Genomic DNA, 19,460 nt, shown 5'->3' on the forward strand with positions numbered 1-19,460 from the left:
GCCTCGACCGGGCTTCCGGCGTTGCCCGCTCTCGACCTTGTGCTGCTGACCAATCCTCGCGCCCCGGAGCAATCGGCGACCGCCCTCACCTCGGCGATCCTGTCCAGGGCCGTGCCCCTGAAACCAGAACCCTCGAACTGAAGGCCTAGCGGGTGGGTTGCACGCTACAACCTAGGACAGCGATATTCTGGTGAGCACACACTAGAGAGGTATAAGTGCAAGGTTGTTTGTGTACTGGTCGTGCCGTCGGGGCCAGTGCGCGGAATCTCGAGCCGGCGGAGTAAGTAGACCGTTTCGATGGGTGAAAGTGATCCGCTCGACACTCAGCGGTACCCGCCCGCCCCGGCCACGGAGCTGGAAGGTGTCGGTTTCGGCGATGCGGAGGAGATCGGGCGAGGTGGTTTCGGGGTCGTGTATCGCTGCACCCAGGCCGGTCTGGATCGCACTGTGGCGGTGAAGGTCCTCACCGTCGAGCTCGACGAGGAAACCCGGGCCCGGTTCTTTCGGGAACAGCGGGCAATGGGCCGGCTGACCGGGCACCCGAACATCGTCAACATTCTGCAGGTCGGAGCCACCGAGAGCGGATTTCCCTACATCGTCATGCCGTATCACCCGCAGGATTCCCTGGACGCGCGGATCCGCCGCCGCGGTCCGCTGCCGTTAGGTGAGGCGCTGCGGCTCGGGGTGAAGATGGCCGGTGCGGTGGAGACGGCGCACCGGCTCGGCATCCTGCATCGCGACGTCAAACCCGCGAACATCCTGCTCACCGACTACGGCGAGCCGGAACTGGCCGACTTCGGCATCGCACACATTGCCGGTGGCTTTGAGACCACAACGGGCGCCGTCACAGGGTCGCCGGCCTACACCGCGCCGGAGGTGCTCGCGGGTGATCCACCGAGCCCGGCCGCCGACATCTACGGCCTCGGCGCCACCCTGTTCAGTGCACTCACCGGCCACGCCGCGTTCGAACGCCGCAGCGATGAGCAGGTCGTCGCGCAGTTTTTGCGAATCACCACGCAACCGGTCCCCGACCTGCGCGAGCACGGGATCCCCGACGATGTGTCCGACACAATCGCACGGGCGATGTCCCGGACCCCGGGTCAGCGCCCGGCCACCGCCGCCGAATTCGGGGGGGAGCTGCGAGGGCTGCAACGCAACCACGACTTCCCAGTCGACGAGATGGCGCTGCGCATGGAACACGATGCAGAGGTGGACGCGGAGATCGGTGACCGTGGACCGTCGTCGCACGGGCGGCGAGGGTCCACGGCTCCTTCCATCCTGGGTGCGACGGGAAGTCTTCCCGTGGAGCTGAACAGTTTCGTCGGCCGCCGACACGAGCTCACGGAGGCGAAGAACCTGCTCGCGGGATCGCGGTTGGTGACGTTGACGGGGATCGGGGGCGTCGGCAAGACGCGGCTGGCGTTGCGCGTCGCGGCGGCTGTGCAACGCGACTACGCCGACGGTGTACGACTCGTCGAATTGGGGGAACTGCGTGACGTGTCGTTAGTGGTCGACGCGGTGGCCGGTGCCGTAGGGGTGCGGGACCACTCCGCAAGGCCGCTGCGTGAGGTCCTGATCGAATTCCTCGCACTGCGGGAACTGCTGCTGGTACTCGACAACTGCGAGCACGTGGTGGACGCGGTTGCGGAGCTGGTCGAGACCCTGCTGCGGGCCGGTCAGGGATTGAGGGTTTTGGCCACCAGCCGTGAACCCCTAGTCATCGGTGGGGAAGCGGTGCTTCGGGTGCCGCCGCTTGCCGTCCCGGATCCTGAGCGGGCGCCCTCGCTGCGTGCGCTGCCCCGGTATGAGGCGGTGACGTTGTTCGCCGAACGCGGTGCTGCCGCCGTTCCCGGTTTTGTGCTCACGGAGGACAACGCGGCGGCGGTCGGGGGGATCTGTCACCGTCTCGACGGGTTGCCGCTGCCGATCGAACTGGCCGCAGCCCGGTTGCGGGCGCTCTCGCCGGAGCAGATCCTTGAGCGGCTGACCGACCGCTACACCTTGCTGACCCGAGGTAGCCGGGGTGCGCCCTCGCGGCAACAGACTTTGCGGACGTGTATCGACTGGAGCTTCGAGTTGTGCACCGCACGTGAACAACTGGTGTGGGGGCGGTTGGTGGTGTTCGCGGGAAGCTTCGAACTCGATGCCGCGGAGCGGGTGTGCGGCGCCGATCTGGCCCCAGGCGAGCTGCTCGACACGCTGACCTCCCTGGTGGATAAGTCGATCCTGATCCGGGGGGAATCCGGTGCGGTGGTGCGGTTCCGGATGCTCGGGACCCTCCGGGAATACGGCTCCGAGAAACTCGAGCAAACCGGCGAGGATGTGCCGGTGCGTCGCCGCCACCGGGACTGGTATGAGGGGTTGGCGCTCGAATCGGAGGCCGAGTGGATCAGCGCACGCCAACTCGACTGGATCGCCCGTCTGAAGCGGGAACAACCGAACATCCGGGAGGCCCTCGAATTCTGCGTCGACGACGATCCCGCCGCCGGACTGCGCACCGCCACCGCTCTGTTCTTGTTCTGGAGCTCCCAGAGCCTTCTCAACGAGGGACGGCGCTGGCTCGACCTACTGCTCGCCCATCAAAGCGGCCCCCCCACGGTCGAGTGGGTCAAGGCGCTGTACTGGGCTAGCGTGGCGGCCAGCCTGTTAGGTGACCTCCGGGCCGGGGGAGCGCTCGTCGAGGAGGCGCGCACCCTTATCGCGCACACCAACGACCCGATGATGCGCGCTTATGTCGCCCTCGCCGACGGCATGCAAGCCCTCTACAGCGGTGATCACATCTCCGCGTACCCTCGCCTCGAGACCGCCCTCACCGAGTTCCGCAAGCGAGGGGATCTAACACTCGAACTAGGCGCCATGTACCCGTTGGGTGTCGCCTATGGGCTGTCCGGCCTGGCGGACCAGGAGATCGAATGCCTCGAGCATGTTGTCGCGATCACCGAACGACACGGCGAGAAGTATTTTCGGTCAATCTCGCTGTGGGCCCTGGGCATTGCCGTGTGGCGTCAGCGTGACACCGACCGTGCGGTCCGCCTCCTCGGGCAATCGCTTGAGCTGTCGCGGCACGTGCACACCCCGCGTATCGCCGCCGCCGCCATCGAGGCGCTGGCCTGGGTTACCTGCGAACTGCACGACGCACCGCGGGCTGCAGTTCTGATGGGAGCCGCGGACGGGCTGGCGCGGTCGGTGGGCAGTACGGCGATCACATACTCCAATCTTCGTGTCTACCATCAAAATTGCGACCAAATGGCTCGTCAGAGAATCGGAGACAAAGCATTCGTAGCAGCCCACCGCAAAGGTCAGCGGCTAGGCTTAGATCCAGCAATCGCCTACGCCCTCCGCGAGGAACCGCCCGCCGCGTCCGCATCCGCCAAAGACGGGTCAACGCGACTGACTACCAGGGAACGCCAGGTCGCCGACCTGATTGCCGATGGCCTGACGAATCAGGCCATTGCCGAGCGCCTGGTGATCTCACCTCGCACCGCCCAAGGGCATGTGGAGCACATCCTGACAAAACTGGGTTTCACCTCCCGGACGCAGGTCGCGGCCTGGGTCGTGGAGCAGCCACACCGCTGATACGTAATGGGGGACACAACTTGGTGAGAACACACCCGGTAACCCGCCGGTCGTCGCGGTGGAGCTGGTTGGTCCGGCGCGTGGTGATGCGGTGCCGGCGAGGGGTTTCGAGAATGACGCTGGATTAAATTTAGACGCAAATGAGGCACTCGGTAGTTGCCCGGTCGCATCTGGCGGAAGACTTCCTCTGGCGGCGGGTCGCCGCGAGGAAGCGCCGGTGCTGAAGAGCTCAGTTCCTCCAGCCGGTCCTTCTCCGGTGTGGACCTTGACGCATCGATGCCCGCAGGCACCCTCAGCGCATCACGAAGTGAACGGCGGCTGACTTGAAGCGTTTGGCTACTGGTGGACCGAGAAAGAGGTGGAAGCGCACCTCGCGGAACAGATGGAGTGCACCAGGGGCAATGTGCTGCGATACGCCGACGCATGTTCTCTTTCGCTGCGAAGAGCCGCGACCTGCCTTGCCGGGAGAGGGCGGCAGAAGCCCATCATTTCGGGTCTCTACCCCTGACCGGGATTTCCGGATTGTGCATTGTGGCCATTCGCCAATGGCGAGGGTTACCTGTCCGGTGGCAGTGTCGGGTTGATTGCCGGGGGCGTGAACCACCGTTGAATCAATTTCAGCCGAACTCGACGTCTAGCTGGCATTGCCACCGCTTCGCCTCTCTCTGAGGCGTGGAGCCCTCCTCGCGTCGGGGCTCGCCGCACTTACACTCAGGATGGTGGCGGTTCGACCGTTGGTGCGCTGCCACGGTCCGCGCTGCCGACGCATGCTGCGATTGCGTCCGAGAAGACACCGCCGGGCGCCTACGACTCAACGGAGGAACCAGATCCACCCACCGTAGAGGGGAGGCCGCCGCCCCGGGGGGCGACCTTCCCGGAGGTGAATCATGAGCTGACGGTGATAGTGTACTCCCATGAATCGCGGGAGATTCGAAATGAGTTCGTCCCGCTGGCTGTCTTGAGGTGGGCTTTGTTATGACGTTGCTTTATGGGTCTGCTCCTGATGAGCCAGTTGGGCAACGCGAACTTGCAAAACTGCATCGCAAGCAGCGAATTGCTGATGCCGCGGCGCGGCTACTCCTTGAGTTCTCATTCGACGAGATTACGACAAAGGCAGTAGCGGCGGCGGCGAATATTGGAGAGGCGACCCTCTTTCGGTATATCAACAGCAAAGAGGAGTTACTAACAATTGTTTATGGAGATCAGCTTGACTCGGTGCTCAATCGTATCGAGCAGGATGACGCTGTAGCCGTCGCCCGCCACCAGGCTGAGGGGGGCTCCTCGGCGGCGTTCTATGTCTCTCGTGTTTTGCACGCCTACCAGCTGCGCTGTGATTTCTACCTGCTTAACCCGGTAAACGCGGCGCTATATCTACGTGAGGGTTTCAATCCCGGTTCCAATGAGAGCGCGCGCCACCTTGCCCAAGGCGATCGGACTATTCGGTTGACCACGCACATACTTCGTGAGGGGCAGTCGAATGGAGCAATAATTGAAACGGTGGATCCTGGTATTGTCGCCCAGAACTGTCACGGTACCTACATTCATGAAATTGACCGCGCGCCAGTCCGCAATTTTGATCCCGCGTCCATCTGGGAAAGGTTGGAGCCAAGGTTGCGCGTCCAGCTTGTGCCGCTTTCGATCGGAACGTGAAAAGCGGCATTGGCGCTGAACGCATCACCGTCACGAACCCGAACCTGTTGCGTGTGCACTCGCGGGCAATCCTCGGGGGTCCCTCCCTTAGTGTGGACATCGTGAACACTGGGTTACGAAGGTCCAGAGGAAGCGGTGTAACGACGGCCCGTCGTGCCGACACGAAGCCGCGCGCCTACCAAAGGCATCAGTCGTAGTTCGCGATGGCGGCGTCGAGGAGCCGCTCGGTGAACCGCAAGCTCGGTGAACCGCAGCTCGGTATATTGACAGCCCTTGTCGGAGTTAGGCCGCCAGCCTAACTCCGATTATGCCGAGGTTCTCGTTAAGCCGAGTAATCTGGGTTGGGTCCGACCAGCCGGCTGTTTCTGTCGAGGATTCCTCGGCTTAACGTTTCAGGTTAATCGCAGGCTGTAGAGGGCAGTGTGTCTTCGCCGAGGTAGTGTTCGGCGAGGCGCCGGGTATTGAGGTGGCGGCGTTGACGGCGACGCGCATCATGTCAATGGTTCGCGAATGCGTAGAAGGTGGTGGTGGTCGCCACTTTTCGTGGCAGAGGAGACGTAACTCGGCAACAACGACCGCACCCTGGTGATCGTCGTATCTATCGCCGTCTCCTTCCCATTGGGACAATGGAAAGGACGAACGTAAGCAGACAATCAATCGTTAAGCCGAAGAAGTCCTCAGAACATCTAAACAGCACACACAAACTCGCAATTCCTCGGCTGAGCGAAAACCTCGGCATAATCGCTGTGGAAAATCAACTCCCCCGCCGCGGACAACACGGGAGTAGAGGGCGTAGTCGAGCGCGGAGAGCACCATATCGGTGTCCGCTCTCGACCCGGTGCGCCAGCCGACGACCTTGTTCGAGAACGCGTCGTGCACACTCGCCAACCACAACACCCCTCACCGGTAGGGATCCGGGTCAGGTCGGCCACCAACTTGCGGTTCGGCGCCATCGCGGCGGTATCCCGGTCGAGCGCTACATGCGCCAATGCAGCACCCATCTGCGCCGGACTTCCGCACCACGTGTCTACATCAGGGGTCCATGATGCATCGGGCACCTGACCACCCGTTGTCGAATGCTCATCCACAGGTCCGGGGCGGCATTGTGCCGCGGGTTCTGTGTGGTGGACCCTTTGCGCTGGTAGGCGCCACGGCGATTGTTCTCCCGGTCGATCCGCTCGACGCGTTTGCGGCCGACCCGCACCCCGTGTCGACGCCAGCTCCAGCCACACCCGCGGGGAGCCGTAGAAGCCGGCGAACTCGTGTGAGCCGCGGATCTCGTCGATCAAGGCCAGCAGCTCGGTATCCTCCCCCTCGGCGCCCAGCAGGTAAGACCGCTCGCGCTCGCCGGTCGTAGTACGTCGACGAGGCAATCTGCAGGACCCATAGTACGAGACCGACCGGGAAGTCATGGGCGTCGATGAACCTCATGTCCGCGTCCGGGTCGGGTCGATCTCGGCTGCGAGAAACACAGTCGCACGCGGAGTACGTCGTTGACACGGCGCAGTTCAGCGTTCTCTCGGGCCAACCGCCGGCTTTCCTCCAGCGTCGATTCGACGGCCGGTCGTCACTCTCGCCGTGATCGGCCGCGGTCTAGCGATCCAGTGCTGAAGCGCCTGAAGGTTGCACGTTCAGCTGCTCCACCAGCCGCCGGATCACCGGCCTCGGCTCGGACTCCCGATACAACCGCACCGCCCGCTCCCGCAGCTCCGGCGAATATTTCCCTCGTTCCCCCAATGACGTCCCTCCCACGACGATGACTGCTCACCAGAACCGGCGCAGTGGGTGCGCCCCACAGGGTCCGTCCTTGGAGACTCTGGGGCACCGGCCGTACTCGAAAGTGATCATCGGGTGTTATCCGGGACGGTCCGGGTCACACCGCAGATGAGGGTGTGCGGGGCGGTGGTACCGGGGCAGGTGGACGCATTCTTCGCCGAGCATCCCCGCCGGGATGCGGCGGGTGGCGTTGACCGTGGCGCAGAACAGCTCGCAGGCGCCCTCGAGCTCGAGGAGAATACCCGGAACTGGTCGGCCAGGTTCGCCGCGGTCGGGACGATGTCGGATTTGGCGAGCTGGTCTTGACGACCAGGGTGTAGTGCATTGGAGCATCCCAGGCCCGCCGACACGCATCCGACGCTGTCCGTCGATCCGCGCCGAAGGGAGTCCGACTGGCGTGCTGCCAGGCGGAGACTTTGGTGGCAATGCCGACCCATCCCTTCCTGATTTGCCCCGTAGCGGAAATAGGTATCTCCGCGGTAGTTCGGCCCTCACGGGTAGCGCCCGGCACACAGGAGGCTGAGGCGACAGAGAGGATTCTGATGAGACCACAGAGTTCACGACGGAGAACAGCACCGTCAAGCAGTCCATGAGACAACCCTGATGATTCGGCGTTGTAAGAACTGCGCCACGCTTCTCGCGCCGCTGAGTACCAATTGTTCGTCGTGCCAGGTCAAGACTCTCGAACGGGTTCCTTCCTCCGGCGAGGGGTCGATCGTGTCCAACGACGATGGTGCACCGCGCGCCGCGCGACAGACGTTTCGAGAAAGGACGGGCTGCCATGAAAGTTCTAGAGGCCGCGGCTGAATGCAGCTTTTTCGGTGGCAATTGGAGGGGGAGCGCACTCATTGAGTCCGATGTTGATGAGGCTGTTACAGGTCAGGGGCTGCTGGTTGAAGCTGCACTGAGGCTTCCGCCCCTCGACCAAGGCCGAGTGGTAGCTGGCAGTGATGGAATCCGGACACGATACGTGGGCTGGGTCGCCGTCATGGAGGGACCTGTCGAAGACTTCGTCGCACCGGGCGAGCTCGTGCTGACCATCGGAGCCACCTACGATGAGGTTGGTTTCACTCGATTCGTCAGTGAGATCGCAGATGCCGGAGCTTCCGCCCTGTGTGTCTGTGTGGGCAAAGGCGCACCTTTCGAGGCAGTACCGGCCGGAGTTCTCGATCTCGGTGACCGGCTTGCCTTCCCGATCATCGAGCTGCCATGGGAACTCCGTTTCGCAGATGTCGTCCGTACCCTCGCGGACCGACTGCTGACCGACCGCTACGCTGCGTCTGCGGCGAGTAACCAGCTGCCTGCGGACCTTACAAGTGCCCTGCTATGCGGGGACGGTTTGGCGGCGGTGACCGAAGCCACCGAGAAACTGGTGGGCCGTCCGGTCGTAATACTGGACGCCGGACTCGGGCCGCTGTCCCTCGGTCCCCGCGCCCAAACACTAGTCAGTCCCAGTGAACTGGCTACACGTCTAGCCGACATGTCGGCACGGGTACAGCGACAGCTCCGTGCGAGCCTCGAGACGGATACGGTGTTGACGCCACTCGCGGTGGAACCACTCGGCCTACCGGCCGTACTGGCGGCGACGGCGCGATCTCATGACCGCGTGCTGGGATATGTACTCGCTATCGGCGACGGACGCCACGCCAACAGCCTCGGCGGGGAACGGCGCGCACTCCAGCACGCAGGTGCCGCCGTCGCCATCGAACTCCTGCGCCGACAGTCCGTCGCCGAAGCAGAAGCACGCGTACATGGTGACTTCCTTTGGGAACTCGGCAGCGGTCAGCTCACTGCCCAAGAGATTGCTACCAAGGCCACGTTGCTTGGCTACTCACTAAATCATCAGTACCGGCTCATCCTCGGCCAGAGTGAGCACTGTGAGCACACCAGCCTGCTGGACAAGGTCGTCGATCAAGCTCGGCGCCGAGGACGTGTCGGGGGCCTACATGCTACGCGCCGAGGTCGGGAAGTCATGATCCTCGTTCCGGGGAACGCTCCGCCTGTATTGAGCCCGGCCAAACTGATTCAGCGAGTCACTGCAGAACTGCCCAATCAGGCACTGACTTGGGGAATCGCCGATCAGGCCGTGACGGTGCGAACCCTGGCAGATGGGCTGTCGCGCGCCCGCCGTGCCGCCGAGATCGGACGCGCGCTCCATGGCACCGGTACCGTCAGCGACGCTCACATGCTGGAGCCGTTCTTCATCTTGGCGAGCCTGACACGAGATCCTGAGGCATCACGCGTCACGGCCGCGGCACTCGACCCACTGGTGCGGTACGACACAAACAGTTCCGGCCACCTCATACACACCTTGGAGATCTACCTCGAGGAACTCGGCAACACCAGTTCAGCATCCCGTCGGCTCTTTCTCAACCGGCATTCATTAATTTATCGACTCCGCAAGATCGAAGAACTGACCGGCCGCGACCTCGACCGCGCCGAAGACCGACTGATCCTCGACCTCAGCCTCCGGCTACGACGCCTCACCGTGGGTGCATAGCAAGGTCTCCGGGAAGTCAGTGTGCTCCTCTATTGTTAAGTGGTCGTCGGCGATGATGACGCGCCACATGCTCGGATAGGTGCCGCTTGATTTATCTGTTGAGCTAGAACTCTGCACCGGTGCTGGGAGTAGCGCGCACTTCCGGCGCGCAACCATTCGCATCGTCGATGTCAACCCCTCTGCGGGATAGCTGCATGACTCGACGATGTCCCGACCGCTCACGGTGTGACCGTGCACGAGTGGGCTGGCCGGGAGGCCTCTCGGTTCATCCTGACCTCAGACGTCCGCGGCTACAAATCCTGTCATCTCGCTTTCCATAGTGTCAGCGTCTATCTGCGGGAAGCGGAGGCGTAGATATGGAACAACTGTTAAAGGAATTCCGTGACTAGACTCCCGCAGATGGGTTGGACTCGGCAGCAGCTGCTCACGCGGGCGCAATCCGAGATAATTGTCTGTACGCGAGAATCGTTCGGACTTGGGCTTCCGATTCTTTGGTCCGGGCATTGCCACGATTTCACCAGCTCGAGACTGAACCGCTTCCCATCCGACGGCGGTACCGGGTATCTGACCGTTGGATCCGCAGCAGCAGTGGTTGATCCAGCGCTTCTCTCATCCGCCACGCCCTACTCTCGGCCCACCTGCGGGCAGACCTCGGCCACGTGCTCGATGAGGGTCACCTCAATGGGCGACCTTGCCTTTTTGTCCGCTGAAGCCACCGCCTGGGCAGGCGCGATCCACGCTCTCCGCGCGACGAGGGCCGCAAACTGGAAGACCATTGTCATGGAGCACACGGACCGTGACGGCACCCCTCGTATTGTGGGTTCATGCCATGCGTCGGCCCCCATAGCCTGGCAAGTGGACAGGATCATCACTGAACTGGCGGTGTTCGATGTCGTTGAGCACGAGCTGATTCTCCGAGAGCTGGCGCCGAGAGTTCCCCTAAAATACCTTCTCGACGTCACGGGAAGACCGGTAAATATCGACAAGATGGTTGGACAGTCTGCGTCTGATCCTCTGCGGGCAGACTGACGCCTTTGGTATGCGATCCACTACTCGGCAGATATCGAAGGCGGCTTCCGCGACCGTCCGATTCAAACAAACTTTCATAGACGAGCGAATCCGGATCCGATTTCGCTACGTGCCCTTGCGTCTTGTTGAAGTCGACTCTGGTCCCCGCGCATTGTCTGAGCGGTCTCATCAGGCTCGAGGATACAGGCAGCAAACCATCGTTCGGCTGCAGATGTTTGAGCGAGGATTGTAAGAAACGATCCCGTATTGGGCACCCGGCCGCGCAGGAGCATCGACATCACCGCGATGACGGCGTGAATTAGAAGGAATAGCACTGGTGAACTTCCTGTTGGTGCGCGAGTCGAAGAGTGCTTCTTTGGTTGACGTCCTCAGACTCGCGCCGTAGCCCAGCTCGCAGATCCCCGGACGTCCTGAACTGAGTGCCAAAGCGGACCGCCGGCACGGGGCTACCGTGTGGGAATGGACTATGGCCCGGTGCCTATATGGTCTGCTCTTGCGGGGGATCTCGATCGAGCGCTGTCATTCCGGACAGTGCATAGATGTGGTCGGACGATGTGATGCCTTGCAGAAGTACGGCCAGCTGGAGCTCAGAAGTGGTTGTATATCTCTGTTATCAATTGAGAAGGCGGCTGAAAACGTTTCGGGCGGGCGCGCTCCAGGAGGTTCCCCGGGAAGCGTGAAGTCGAGAAATGTCACTGGACTGTTTGCTGTTTTCACATCCTGACTGCGTTCGTTTAGCCTTGCAAGTTCTCGGAACGTGTTGGAACGACAGTGTCGCCGGTGCGGCGGCGGTGCGGGTATGCGCTTGCAAGAGTGTGTATCTCTTCTTGGGTGCAGCTCGATTCGGAGATTATCTGCCATAAGCGTTCGATGAACCGGTATCTGGTCATGCCAAAGTGGACGAGGATTTCCTCCTCGCTGGCGCCCCCGTAGGGTGCCCACGCCCTGGCGAAGTCGATGAGAGTCTCCGCCTCGGTGTCGGGATGTTTGCGTGTGCGATTGGCTTCGATCCAAGCGTCGCGTCGCCTCTGGCGCAATTGGCGATATTCGTTGGGGTTCATGAGGTGTCACACATCTGTTCGGGGTTGAGGAGGCCGGCGAGATTCGGTGTTCGCGCTGAAGTGAGGTCCATATGCGGTTATGCCAGACGTTCTCACGTGACCGGCACATTGCTTATCCCACACAGCTTTGTGCAGGGGTGGCGATGAAAGTCGACAGGCCAGGGTCATGTTGACGCTCCAGGCTACGACCATTACGGTCACCAGGCGCACCGCGCAAGTCACCGCCCGCAGGCCCGCGACGACACGCGGGTCTGCGGACATGGTCCCCATCAGGCTGGACACCCCGAACTGCCGATGACAGTCGATGGCGAGATCATCAATAGCACCTACCGCCTCGCAGTTTCTAGTTGTTGGGTTACTGACGGATGCGAGGCAGGTCGGGGAAGGCTTCGGCGACGCCGTCGTAGGTGATTGCCCCGGAGCGGGTGTTGACACCGAGGGCGAGCGCAGCATCCTCGGCGATGGCGTGTTCCGGTCCGGTGCCCGCGAGGAGCCGCAGGTAGGGGAAGGTTGCGTTGGTCAGTGCGCGGGTGGAGGTTTGCGGGACTGCGCCGGGCATGTTGGCGACGCAGTAGTGGCGGACGTCGTCAAGGGTGTAGATGGGGTCGGCGTAAGTGGTGGCGTGGGAGGTTTCGAACGCGCCGCCCTGGTCGATGGCGACGTCGATGAGCAGGGCGCCGGTGAGCAGTTGGGTGAGCTGGTCGCGGCGCAGGACCTTGGGGGCGGCTTTGCCGGGGACGAGTACGGCGCCGATGACGACGTCGGCGGTCGCGAGCTCGTGATCGAGGGTGGCGGGGTCGCTCATGACGACGCGGGCGCGGCCGCCGAAGAGGGTGTCTAGTTCGCGGATGCGGGTGGCCGAGGTGTCGAGGATGGTGACCTCGGCCTGCATTCCGAGGGCGAGGAGGGCGGCTTGGGTGCCGACGACGCCGCCGCCGATGATCACGACGCGGCAGGGTGTGACGCCGGGGGAGCCGCCGAGCAGACGCCCGGGCCCGCCTTCGGGACCGGTGAGGTAGGTGGCGGCGGCGTGTGCTGCGAGGCGGCCGGCGATTTCACTCATGGGGGTGAGCAGCGGCAGCCCGGTGTGGTTCTGCACGGTTTCGTAGGCGATGGAAAGGGTTTCGGCGCGCAGGAGCGCTTCGGTGAGGTGGCGGTCCGCGGCCAGGTGCAGGTAGGTGAACAGGGTGAGGTCGCCGCGCAGGTATTGGTACTCGGCGGCGATGGGTTCTTTGACCTTGGCGAGCAGGTCGGCGTTGGCCCAGGCTTCGCCTTGGTCGACGAGTTTGGCGCCGGCCTTCTCGTACTGGTCGTTGGTGAAGCCGGCGACGGTGCCTGCGTCGTGCTCGACGAAGACGGTGTGGCCGTCCTGCACGAGCACGGCGACGCCGGCGGGGGTGATGCCGACGCGGCCTTCCTTGGTCTTGATTTCCTTGACGGTCGAGATACGCATCGTGTTCGTCCTTTAGATGGTGAGGCGGCGTGATTAGTGGGTGCCGCGGCGGGCGATGTTGTAGAAGCGGACCTCTTGGTATTCGTCGAGGCCTTCGGCGCTGCCTTCGCGGCCGAGGCCGGACTGCTTCATGCCGCCGAACGGTGCGGCGGCGTTGGAGGGGACGCCTTGATTGATACCGACGAGGCCGGTCTCGAGAGCATCTGCGACGTTGAGGGCCCGGTCGAGGTTGTCGGTGAACACGTAACCGGCAAGCCCGAATTCGGTCGCGTTGGCCCTGCGCACAGCTTCGGCTTCGGTGCGGAAGCGCTGAATAGCCGCGATGGGGCCGAAGATCTCACTGCTGCTGATATCGGCGGTGGCGGGGACGTGGTCGAGCACGGTCGCCGGGAAGAAGTGGCCGGCACCAGCAAGGGTGTGGCCGCCGGTGCGCACGGTGGCGCCGTGGCCGACGGCGTTGTCGACGAGCTGTCGCATGCTGGTCACGGCACGGCCGTCGATCAGGGGGCCGAGAGCAACGTTGTCGGCGAGGCCGTCGCCGACAAGTGCGGCGGCCATTTTCTCGGTGAGTCCTTCGACGAAGGCATCGGCAATGCCGTCTTGGACGTAGATGCGGTTCGCGGCGATGCACGACTGCCCGCCGTTGCGCATCTTGGCCGCGTAGGCACCGTCGACGGCGCGTTCGAGGTCGGCGTCGTCGAACACGAGCAGGGGTGCGTTGCCGCCCAGTTCCATCGACGAGCGCAGCACGTTGTCGGCGGCCAGGCGCAGCAGCACCTTGCCGACACCGGTGGAGCCGGTGAACGAGACCTTCCGCACCCGCGGGTCCGGCAGCACGGCTTCGCTGAAGCCGGAAGCGTTGGTGGTGCTGACGATCTGGATGAGGTCGTCGGGGACGCCGGCCCGCCGGGCCAGGTTGACCGCGTAGTAGGTGGTGAGCGGTGTGAGCGCGGCGGGTTTGATCACGACGGGGCACCCCGCGGCGAGGGCGGGGGCGATCTTGCGGGTCGCCATCGCCAGCGGGAAGTTCCACGGGGTGATCAGCACCGACAGGCCGACGGGGGCGCGGCGGGTGAGCAGGGTGCCGCCCCCGGCAGGCACGTCGCGGACGGTGCCGCCGGGGCGGACGGTCTCCTCGGCGTACCAGCGGACGAAGTCGCTGCCGTAGGTGACCTCGCCCCGCGCCTCGGCCAGAGGTTTGCCCATCTCGCGGGTGATGAGCAGGGCGATGTCCTCGGCATGCTCGACGATCAGGTCGTACCAGCGGCGCAGGATGTCGGCGCGGTGGCGTGGGGTGCGGGCGGCCCAGTCGCGGCCGGCGGCCTCGGCTAGGGTCACCGCGTCCAGCGCCTCGGCCGGGTCGGCGTCAGGCACGGCGGCGACGACGTCGCCGGTGGCGGGGTTGAGAACATCGAACCGGCGGGGACCGCTGGGCAGCTGCAGATTCCGAACGACCGCGTCGACAGCAACCACACGTCTCGGATTCGCGTCGGCGAGCGGGGTATTGGTGCCTGAATCCAGGTCCGTGGTCACCGGGTTTCCTCCTCGGACAGGACGTGATCGATGGCGTCGACGAATGCGGTGAGCTCGTCGTCGGTGGTGATGAACGGCGGGCTGAGCTGGAGGGTGTTGCCGCGCAGCGGGCGGGAGATGAACCCGAGTTCGATCAGGGCGTCGGCGGCGCGTTCGGCCTTGATGTCCTCGGTGAGGGTGACACCACCGAGGAAGCCGGCGACCCGGACGTCGGTGACGCTGGGACGGCGGGCGGCGAGCTGCTTGAGCCGGCTGTCGAGGAGCTGCTCCAGCTCGGTGACGCGGTGCAGCAGGTTGTCGCCGTCGAGGACGTCGAGGTTGGCCACGGCCACGGCGCAGGCGGTGGCGTGCCCGGCGTAGGTGGCGCCGTGCCGGAAGATCGGGGTAGCGGCGTCGCCCCGGTAGAACGGCTGCCAGATGCGCGGGGCGACCAGGACGCCGCCGAGGGGTGCGTAGCCGGAGGTGACGCCCTTGGCGAAGGTCACCAGGTCGGGCTGCAGGCCGAAGCGTTCGGCGGCGAACATGGTGCCGGTGCGGCCGAACCCGGTGATGACCTCGTCGAGGATGAACAGGATGTCGTGTTTCCGGCACAGTTGCTGCAGGGTTTCGAGGTACCCGGGTGCCGGCGGGTTGACCCCGCCGGTGCCCTGGATGGGTTCGGTGACGATGGCGGCGATGTTCTCCGCACCCAGTTCGGCGATCGTGGCCGTGAGGGCGTCGACGTCGTGGACGGGAACGCGGGCGGTGTCGGGTACGAGCGATTCGGTGCCGTAGCCCTCCCGGTTGAAGTCGAGACCGGCGATGCTGGTGCCGTAGGCGTGCAGGCCGTGGTAGGCGTGTTCGCGGCTGAGGATGATGGTCTTGCTGTGTCGTCCTTCACGCTGCCAGTGACGGCGCGCGAGTTTGCAGGCGACGTCGATGGCGTCGGAGCCGCCGGAGTTGAGAATGACCTTGGGATCGGTGATGGGCGAGAGGCCGGCGAGGCGCTCGGCCAACCCGAGGGCTTGGTCGTTGGCGAACCTGCCGAAGATGTGGTAGGTCTCCAGCTTGAGCATCTGGGCGTGCGCGGCGGCGGCGAGCGCGGGATGGGAGTGGCCGATGTTGGCATGCCAGAGGCCGGCGGTGCCGTCGAACAGCCGGCGGCCGTCGGTGGTGTGCAGGAAGCTGCCCTCACCGCGTTCGATGACGAGCTGGCGGCCGAGGACCGACGGGATGTGGGCCTGGGCGGACCACAGGGCGGGACCGTCCAGAACGGCGGGAGTGGGGGACACGGGTATTTCCTTTCGAGGCAAGAGGAGTCGAGTCCGATCGGATCGAGCACCAGCGCCGGCACACCGAGGTATCGGGCGTCAGGCCGCCGGCACACCGAGGTGGCTCAGCGGGCGGTGTAGCCGCCGTCGACGGGGATGGAGATCCCGGTGATGTAGGAGGCGCCCTCGGAGGCGAGGAAGCTCACCGCGGCGGCGACGTCGGCGGGGGCGGCGAGCCGGCCGAGGGGGATGCCGGCGACGACGTCGCGGACGGTCTGCTCGGGGTCGGCCTGCTCACTGACCCAGGTGTCATACAGCGGGGTCCGCGTCATTCCCGGCGCGACGGCGTTGACCCGGATGTTGCGGTCGGCCAACTCCACCGCGGCAGCGGTGGTGAGCGACTTGATCGCGCCCTTCGCCGCGCTGTAGACGCTCATGGTCGGCACGCCGATCGAGGCCAGCCGCGAGGTGATGTTGATGATGGCGCCGCCGTGCTCCATCCGCTTCGCCGCTTCTTGGAGGACGGCGATCGCGGCGATGGTGTTGACCTCGAACACGTGCCGTAGGTCGTCGACGGACACGTCGAGCAGATCTGCGGTGTGGTCTTGGGCGGCGTTGTTCACCACGACATCGAGACGGCCGAACGCGTCGAGGGCAAGCTCGGCCAGGGCGGCCGGCGCTCCGGGTGCGGTTAGATCGAGCGGGACGAAAACGGCGTGCTCGTCGAGTTCGTCGAGGACCTGCTTGCCGCGGGTCTCGTCCCGCCCGGTGATCACGACGTTGAACCCGTCGGCGTGCAGACGGCGGGCCACTTCGTGGCCGATCCCGGAGGTGGATCCGGTGACGATGGCGGTGCGGTGGGTCATCGGGTGGCTCCGATCAAGTCGACGGCGCGTGCGAGTCGGGCCACGCCCTCGTCGATGCGCTCGGGGGTGGAGGTCGCGAAGCACAGGCGCAGTGCATCGTGGAAGTTGCCGCCCACGGAGAAGGCGGGACCGGGAATGTAGGCCACGCCTTCGGCCAGGGCGATCTCGAACAGCGCCTGGGTGTCAATTCTCTTGTCGGCGAACGTGACCCACAGGAAGAACCCGCCGTCGGGATCGGTGGCACGCACCGCGTCGCCGAAGTGGCGGCGCAGGGCGGCGCGCATCGCCTCCTTACGCTCACGATAAATGCCGCGCACCCGGTCGAGATGAGGCTGCAGGTGCTCACCGGCGAGGAAGGCGGTGACAATCTGCTGGGTGGGAACGCTGGTGCAGGTGTCCATGGCCTGCTTGGCGTTGATCAGCAGAGGCTGCAAGCCGGGGTCGGTGTCGACCCAGCCGATCCGCAAGCCGGGGGCGAGGATCTTGGAGAAAGTGCGCACCGAGAACACCTGCGGATTACCGGGATCCAGTTGGCTGAATTCGGGGATCGGATTGTTCTCGAAGCGCAGCAGCCCGTACGGGTCGTCGTCGATGATGACCGACCCCCACTCGGCGGCCAATTCGAGGAGCCGCTCGCGGCGCCCCTGTGATTGTGTGACACCGGAGGGGTTTTGAAAGTTCGGGATGGTGTATATCGACTTGGGCGTCCGACCGGCCTGCGCGATGAGGTCGGGCAGGGCCTCCACGACGAGGCCGTCCTCGTCCACCGGGGCCTCGAGCAGGTCGGCGCCGTAGGACAGGGCGGTGGCATTGCCGTTGGTGTAGGTGGGGCCCTCGACGATGACCAGATCACCGGGATCGATGAACAGCTTGCAGGCCAGGTCGAGGCCCTGCATGCCGCCGGTGGTGACCGTGATCCGCTCGGTGGTGGTGGTGATCCCATGGGCGGCCTGAAGTTTCACGATCTGCTCGACCAGCGCAGGTTCGCCTTCGGTGGCCCCGTAGCTGTATTTGCCGGGTACCGCGTGCGCGGCATAGCGGTCGAGGAGCTCGACGGGCATGAGGTCGTCACTGGGGGCGCCCATCGCGAAACGGACGATGTCGTGGGTCTGGCGTGCGAGCAGCGACGTCGACGAGTCGATGATCGACCCGACGAGATCGGCCGCCCGATGAGCGAGGAAGGGCTGGCCACCGGCCATGATGTGCTCCATTCAGCAAGTCGGTCGACATCACACTAAGTACAACGATGCATAAATAAAAGCGACGTTTACTGACGATAATCTGTTAGATAAAATGACAAATAGCAGGAATTGTGGGACCGGTGCATTGCGCTGAGAGAACTGTCGATCGGGGCGGCGCTAACGTCTTGGGTACGTCGGTGCCGGTGAGGCGCACCCGAATCGCACGTGCCGTGCCGAGTTCCGGCGCGTGATATCCGCACAAGGCAGGATGAGACATGTCCGCCTGGATCTGCTGAGTCCGCAGACATCATGGACCCGGGCTCAGCGCTTGCATCGAGAATGTCTGCATCCGCGGCTGTGTGGTCGAGCCAGCGGCTAGCCTGCATGCATGTTGGACGTCCACCGCCTCGTGCTGCTGCGTGAAGTCAAACTACGCGGCAGTATCACCGCCGCGGCGCGAGCGCTGTCATACACACACTCCGCCGTCTCCCAACAACTCGGCCTGCTCGAGAAGGACGCCGGGGTACCCCTGCTGGAGAAGGTTGGGCGTGGTGTACGGCTGACCCCGGCGGCAGAAGAGCTCGTGCACCACGTCGATGGCATCCTGGCGATTCTCGAGAAGGCTGAAGCTGATCTCGCCGCCGGTGACAGCGAAGTCCGGGGGACCCTGCGGATCGCGGCCTTCACGACGATCAGCCGCACCACCGTGCCCCAGGTCATCGGCACGCTTCAGCGACGACACCCGGCGCTGGACGTCCGATTCCGGCAAGTCGAGCCCGAGGATGGACTACTCCTCCTGTCCTCTCGCCGCATCGACGTGCTCGTGGCAGACAGCTATCCGGGCGCCTCTGAGACGATGCCCGCCGACCTGCATGCGGTTCTGCTCACGCACGACCCGGTCCGCGCCTACCTGCCAGCCGACCTCGAGGTCGACACCCTCGAAGGCTTGCGCCGCACCCGCTGGGTGCTCGAACCCAGCGGGACCGAAGCGCACGGCTGGGCGCGGCGGTTGTGCCTGCAGCACGGATTCGAGCCCGACATCGCCTACGAATCCCCTGACCTGCTCTTCCACCTGCGAATGGTCGAGGCTGGCCTGGCCGCGGCGTTTCTTCCCGACCTGCTCGTCCGCGACGCCCGCACGCAGCTCGCGCCGTCGACACTGCTTGACACTCACCAGCGCCGGCGCATCTCACTGGTCTGCCGCGCGGGCGCTGAGCATCGTCCCGCAGTGCGGGCCTGTCGTGAGGCGTTCGTGCACCATCTCCGGTAAACCTGCAGGAACCGGCTGATCAGCGCACGAACCAGGGCGGACAGCGTGGTCACCCCCAGCCCCGCCGCCACCAAGTCCCCGACCGTCGCGACGTTGGTGTGGCCTCGACAATTCCACCCACACGCGCTCCGGCCTACGGCCAAGGCAGCGTCGGTGAACGTTTGGACCCCGAATCGTTCCGAGAGAAACGAACTGCTCGCCGGTAAGGGGCGTATTCATCACGCGCGAATCGGGAGCTGCTGCGGCGTCGCGAGCTCGGCGCAGTGGTCGCCGAGCCGTCGGATCAGGCCGGGCACCGTCGTCGCCGTGGCTACG

11 protein-coding genes are annotated in these 19,460 nt (G+C 64.5%); 5 read left to right on the plus strand and 6 right to left on the minus strand.

The annotated features are described in order from the left end of the window. The first annotated feature begins 297 nt into the window (after window positions 1-297). The 4 genes from ACFWAY_RS41290 to ACFWAY_RS41305 all read left to right on the plus strand — a co-directional run bounded on the left by ACFWAY_RS41290 (window position 298) and on the right by ACFWAY_RS41305 (window position 10,531). Window positions 298-3,576: a protein kinase gene (locus ACFWAY_RS41290; RefSeq protein ID WP_378514580.1), complete on the plus strand. Its 3,279-nt coding sequence runs from the start codon at window positions 298-300 to the stop codon at window positions 3,574-3,576. A 975-nt stretch (window positions 3,577-4,551) separates the two neighbouring features. Then, entirely contained in the window at window positions 4,552-5,226 is a 675-nt protein-coding gene (locus tag ACFWAY_RS41295) for a TetR/AcrR family transcriptional regulator (RefSeq protein ID WP_378514581.1), read from the plus strand. Between the two features lie 2,506 nt (window positions 5,227-7,732). Beyond that, on the plus strand, window positions 7,733-9,502 hold the full coding sequence (locus ACFWAY_RS41300) for a PucR family transcriptional regulator (RefSeq protein WP_378514582.1): 1,770 nt from the start codon (window positions 7,733-7,735) through the stop codon (window positions 9,500-9,502). 681 nt (window positions 9,503-10,183) lie between these two features. Continuing rightward, complete coding sequence (locus tag ACFWAY_RS41305; RefSeq protein ID WP_378514583.1) at window positions 10,184-10,531, plus strand: hypothetical protein; 348 nt, start codon at window positions 10,184-10,186, stop codon at window positions 10,529-10,531. Window positions 10,532-11,265: 734 nt separating this feature from the next. On the opposite strand, the gene ACFWAY_RS41310 is transcribed toward ACFWAY_RS41305, so the two are convergent. The 6 genes from ACFWAY_RS41310 to ACFWAY_RS41335 form a co-directional block, all read right to left on the minus strand. Then, window positions 11,266-11,592: a hypothetical protein gene (locus tag ACFWAY_RS41310; protein ID WP_378514584.1), complete on the minus strand. Its 327-nt coding sequence runs from the start codon at window positions 11,590-11,592 to the stop codon at window positions 11,266-11,268. Window positions 11,593-11,947: 355 nt separating this feature from the next. Further along, entirely contained in the window at window positions 11,948-13,045 is a 1,098-nt protein-coding gene (gene ald, locus ACFWAY_RS41315; RefSeq protein WP_378514585.1) for an alanine dehydrogenase, read from the minus strand. A gap of 33 nt (window positions 13,046-13,078) precedes the next feature. Beyond that, complete coding sequence (locus ACFWAY_RS41320) at window positions 13,079-14,578, minus strand: NAD-dependent succinate-semialdehyde dehydrogenase (RefSeq protein WP_378514586.1); 1,500 nt, start codon at window positions 14,576-14,578, stop codon at window positions 13,079-13,081. Then, the gene (locus tag ACFWAY_RS41325; protein WP_378514587.1) at window positions 14,575-15,849 is read right to left on the minus strand and encodes an aspartate aminotransferase family protein; all 1,275 of its coding nucleotides are present in this window, start codon (window positions 15,847-15,849) and stop codon (window positions 14,575-14,577) included. The genes ACFWAY_RS41320 and ACFWAY_RS41325 overlap by 4 nt, the downstream gene beginning before the upstream one ends. 104 nt (window positions 15,850-15,953) lie before the next feature. Further along, window positions 15,954-16,694: an SDR family NAD(P)-dependent oxidoreductase gene (locus tag ACFWAY_RS41330; protein WP_378514588.1), complete on the minus strand. Its 741-nt coding sequence runs from the start codon at window positions 16,692-16,694 to the stop codon at window positions 15,954-15,956. Then, the gene (locus tag ACFWAY_RS41335; RefSeq protein ID WP_378514589.1) at window positions 16,691-17,893 is read right to left on the minus strand and encodes a PLP-dependent aminotransferase family protein; all 1,203 of its coding nucleotides are present in this window, start codon (window positions 17,891-17,893) and stop codon (window positions 16,691-16,693) included. Before ACFWAY_RS41335 ends, ACFWAY_RS41330 begins: the two co-directional genes overlap by 4 nt. Before the next feature lie 370 nt (window positions 17,894-18,263). On the opposite strand from ACFWAY_RS41335, the gene ACFWAY_RS41340 reads away from it, so the two are divergent. Then, on the plus strand, window positions 18,264-19,145 hold the full coding sequence (locus tag ACFWAY_RS41340) for a LysR family transcriptional regulator (RefSeq protein WP_378514590.1): 882 nt from the start codon (window positions 18,264-18,266) through the stop codon (window positions 19,143-19,145). The last annotated feature ends 315 nt before the right edge of the window (window positions 19,146-19,460 follow it).

Origin of the sequence: Rhodococcus sp. NPDC059968 (assembly GCF_042738615.1) — a bacterium.
GTDB lineage: Bacteria > Actinomycetota > Actinomycetes > Mycobacteriales > Mycobacteriaceae > Rhodococcus_F.

What these genes read in the sequence shown, in the direction of transcription:
- ACFWAY_RS41290 (WP_378514580.1), top strand. Translation starts at nt 298, where the DNA reads ATGGGTGAAAGTGATCCGCTCGACACTCAGCGGTACCCGCCCGCCCCG.
- ACFWAY_RS41295 (WP_378514581.1), top strand. Translation starts at nt 4,552, where the DNA reads ATGACGTTGCTTTATGGGTCTGCTCCTGATGAGCCAGTTGGGCAACGC.
- ACFWAY_RS41300 (WP_378514582.1), top strand. Translation starts at nt 7,733, where the DNA reads ATGGTGCACCGCGCGCCGCGCGACAGACGTTTCGAGAAAGGACGGGCT.
- ACFWAY_RS41305 (WP_378514583.1), top strand. Translation starts at nt 10,184, where the DNA reads ATGGGCGACCTTGCCTTTTTGTCCGCTGAAGCCACCGCCTGGGCAGGC.
- ACFWAY_RS41310 (WP_378514584.1), bottom strand. Translation starts at nt 11,592, where the DNA reads ATGAACCCCAACGAATATCGCCAATTGCGCCAGAGGCGACGCGACGCT.
- ald (WP_378514585.1), bottom strand. Translation starts at nt 13,045, where the DNA reads ATGCGTATCTCGACCGTCAAGGAAATCAAGACCAAGGAAGGCCGCGTC.
- ACFWAY_RS41330 (WP_378514588.1), bottom strand. Translation starts at nt 16,694, where the DNA reads ATGACCCACCGCACCGCCATCGTCACCGGATCCACCTCCGGGATCGGC.
- ACFWAY_RS41335 (WP_378514589.1), bottom strand. Translation starts at nt 17,893, where the DNA reads ATGGCCGGTGGCCAGCCCTTCCTCGCTCATCGGGCGGCCGATCTCGTC.
- ACFWAY_RS41340 (WP_378514590.1), top strand. Translation starts at nt 18,264, where the DNA reads ATGTTGGACGTCCACCGCCTCGTGCTGCTGCGTGAAGTCAAACTACGC.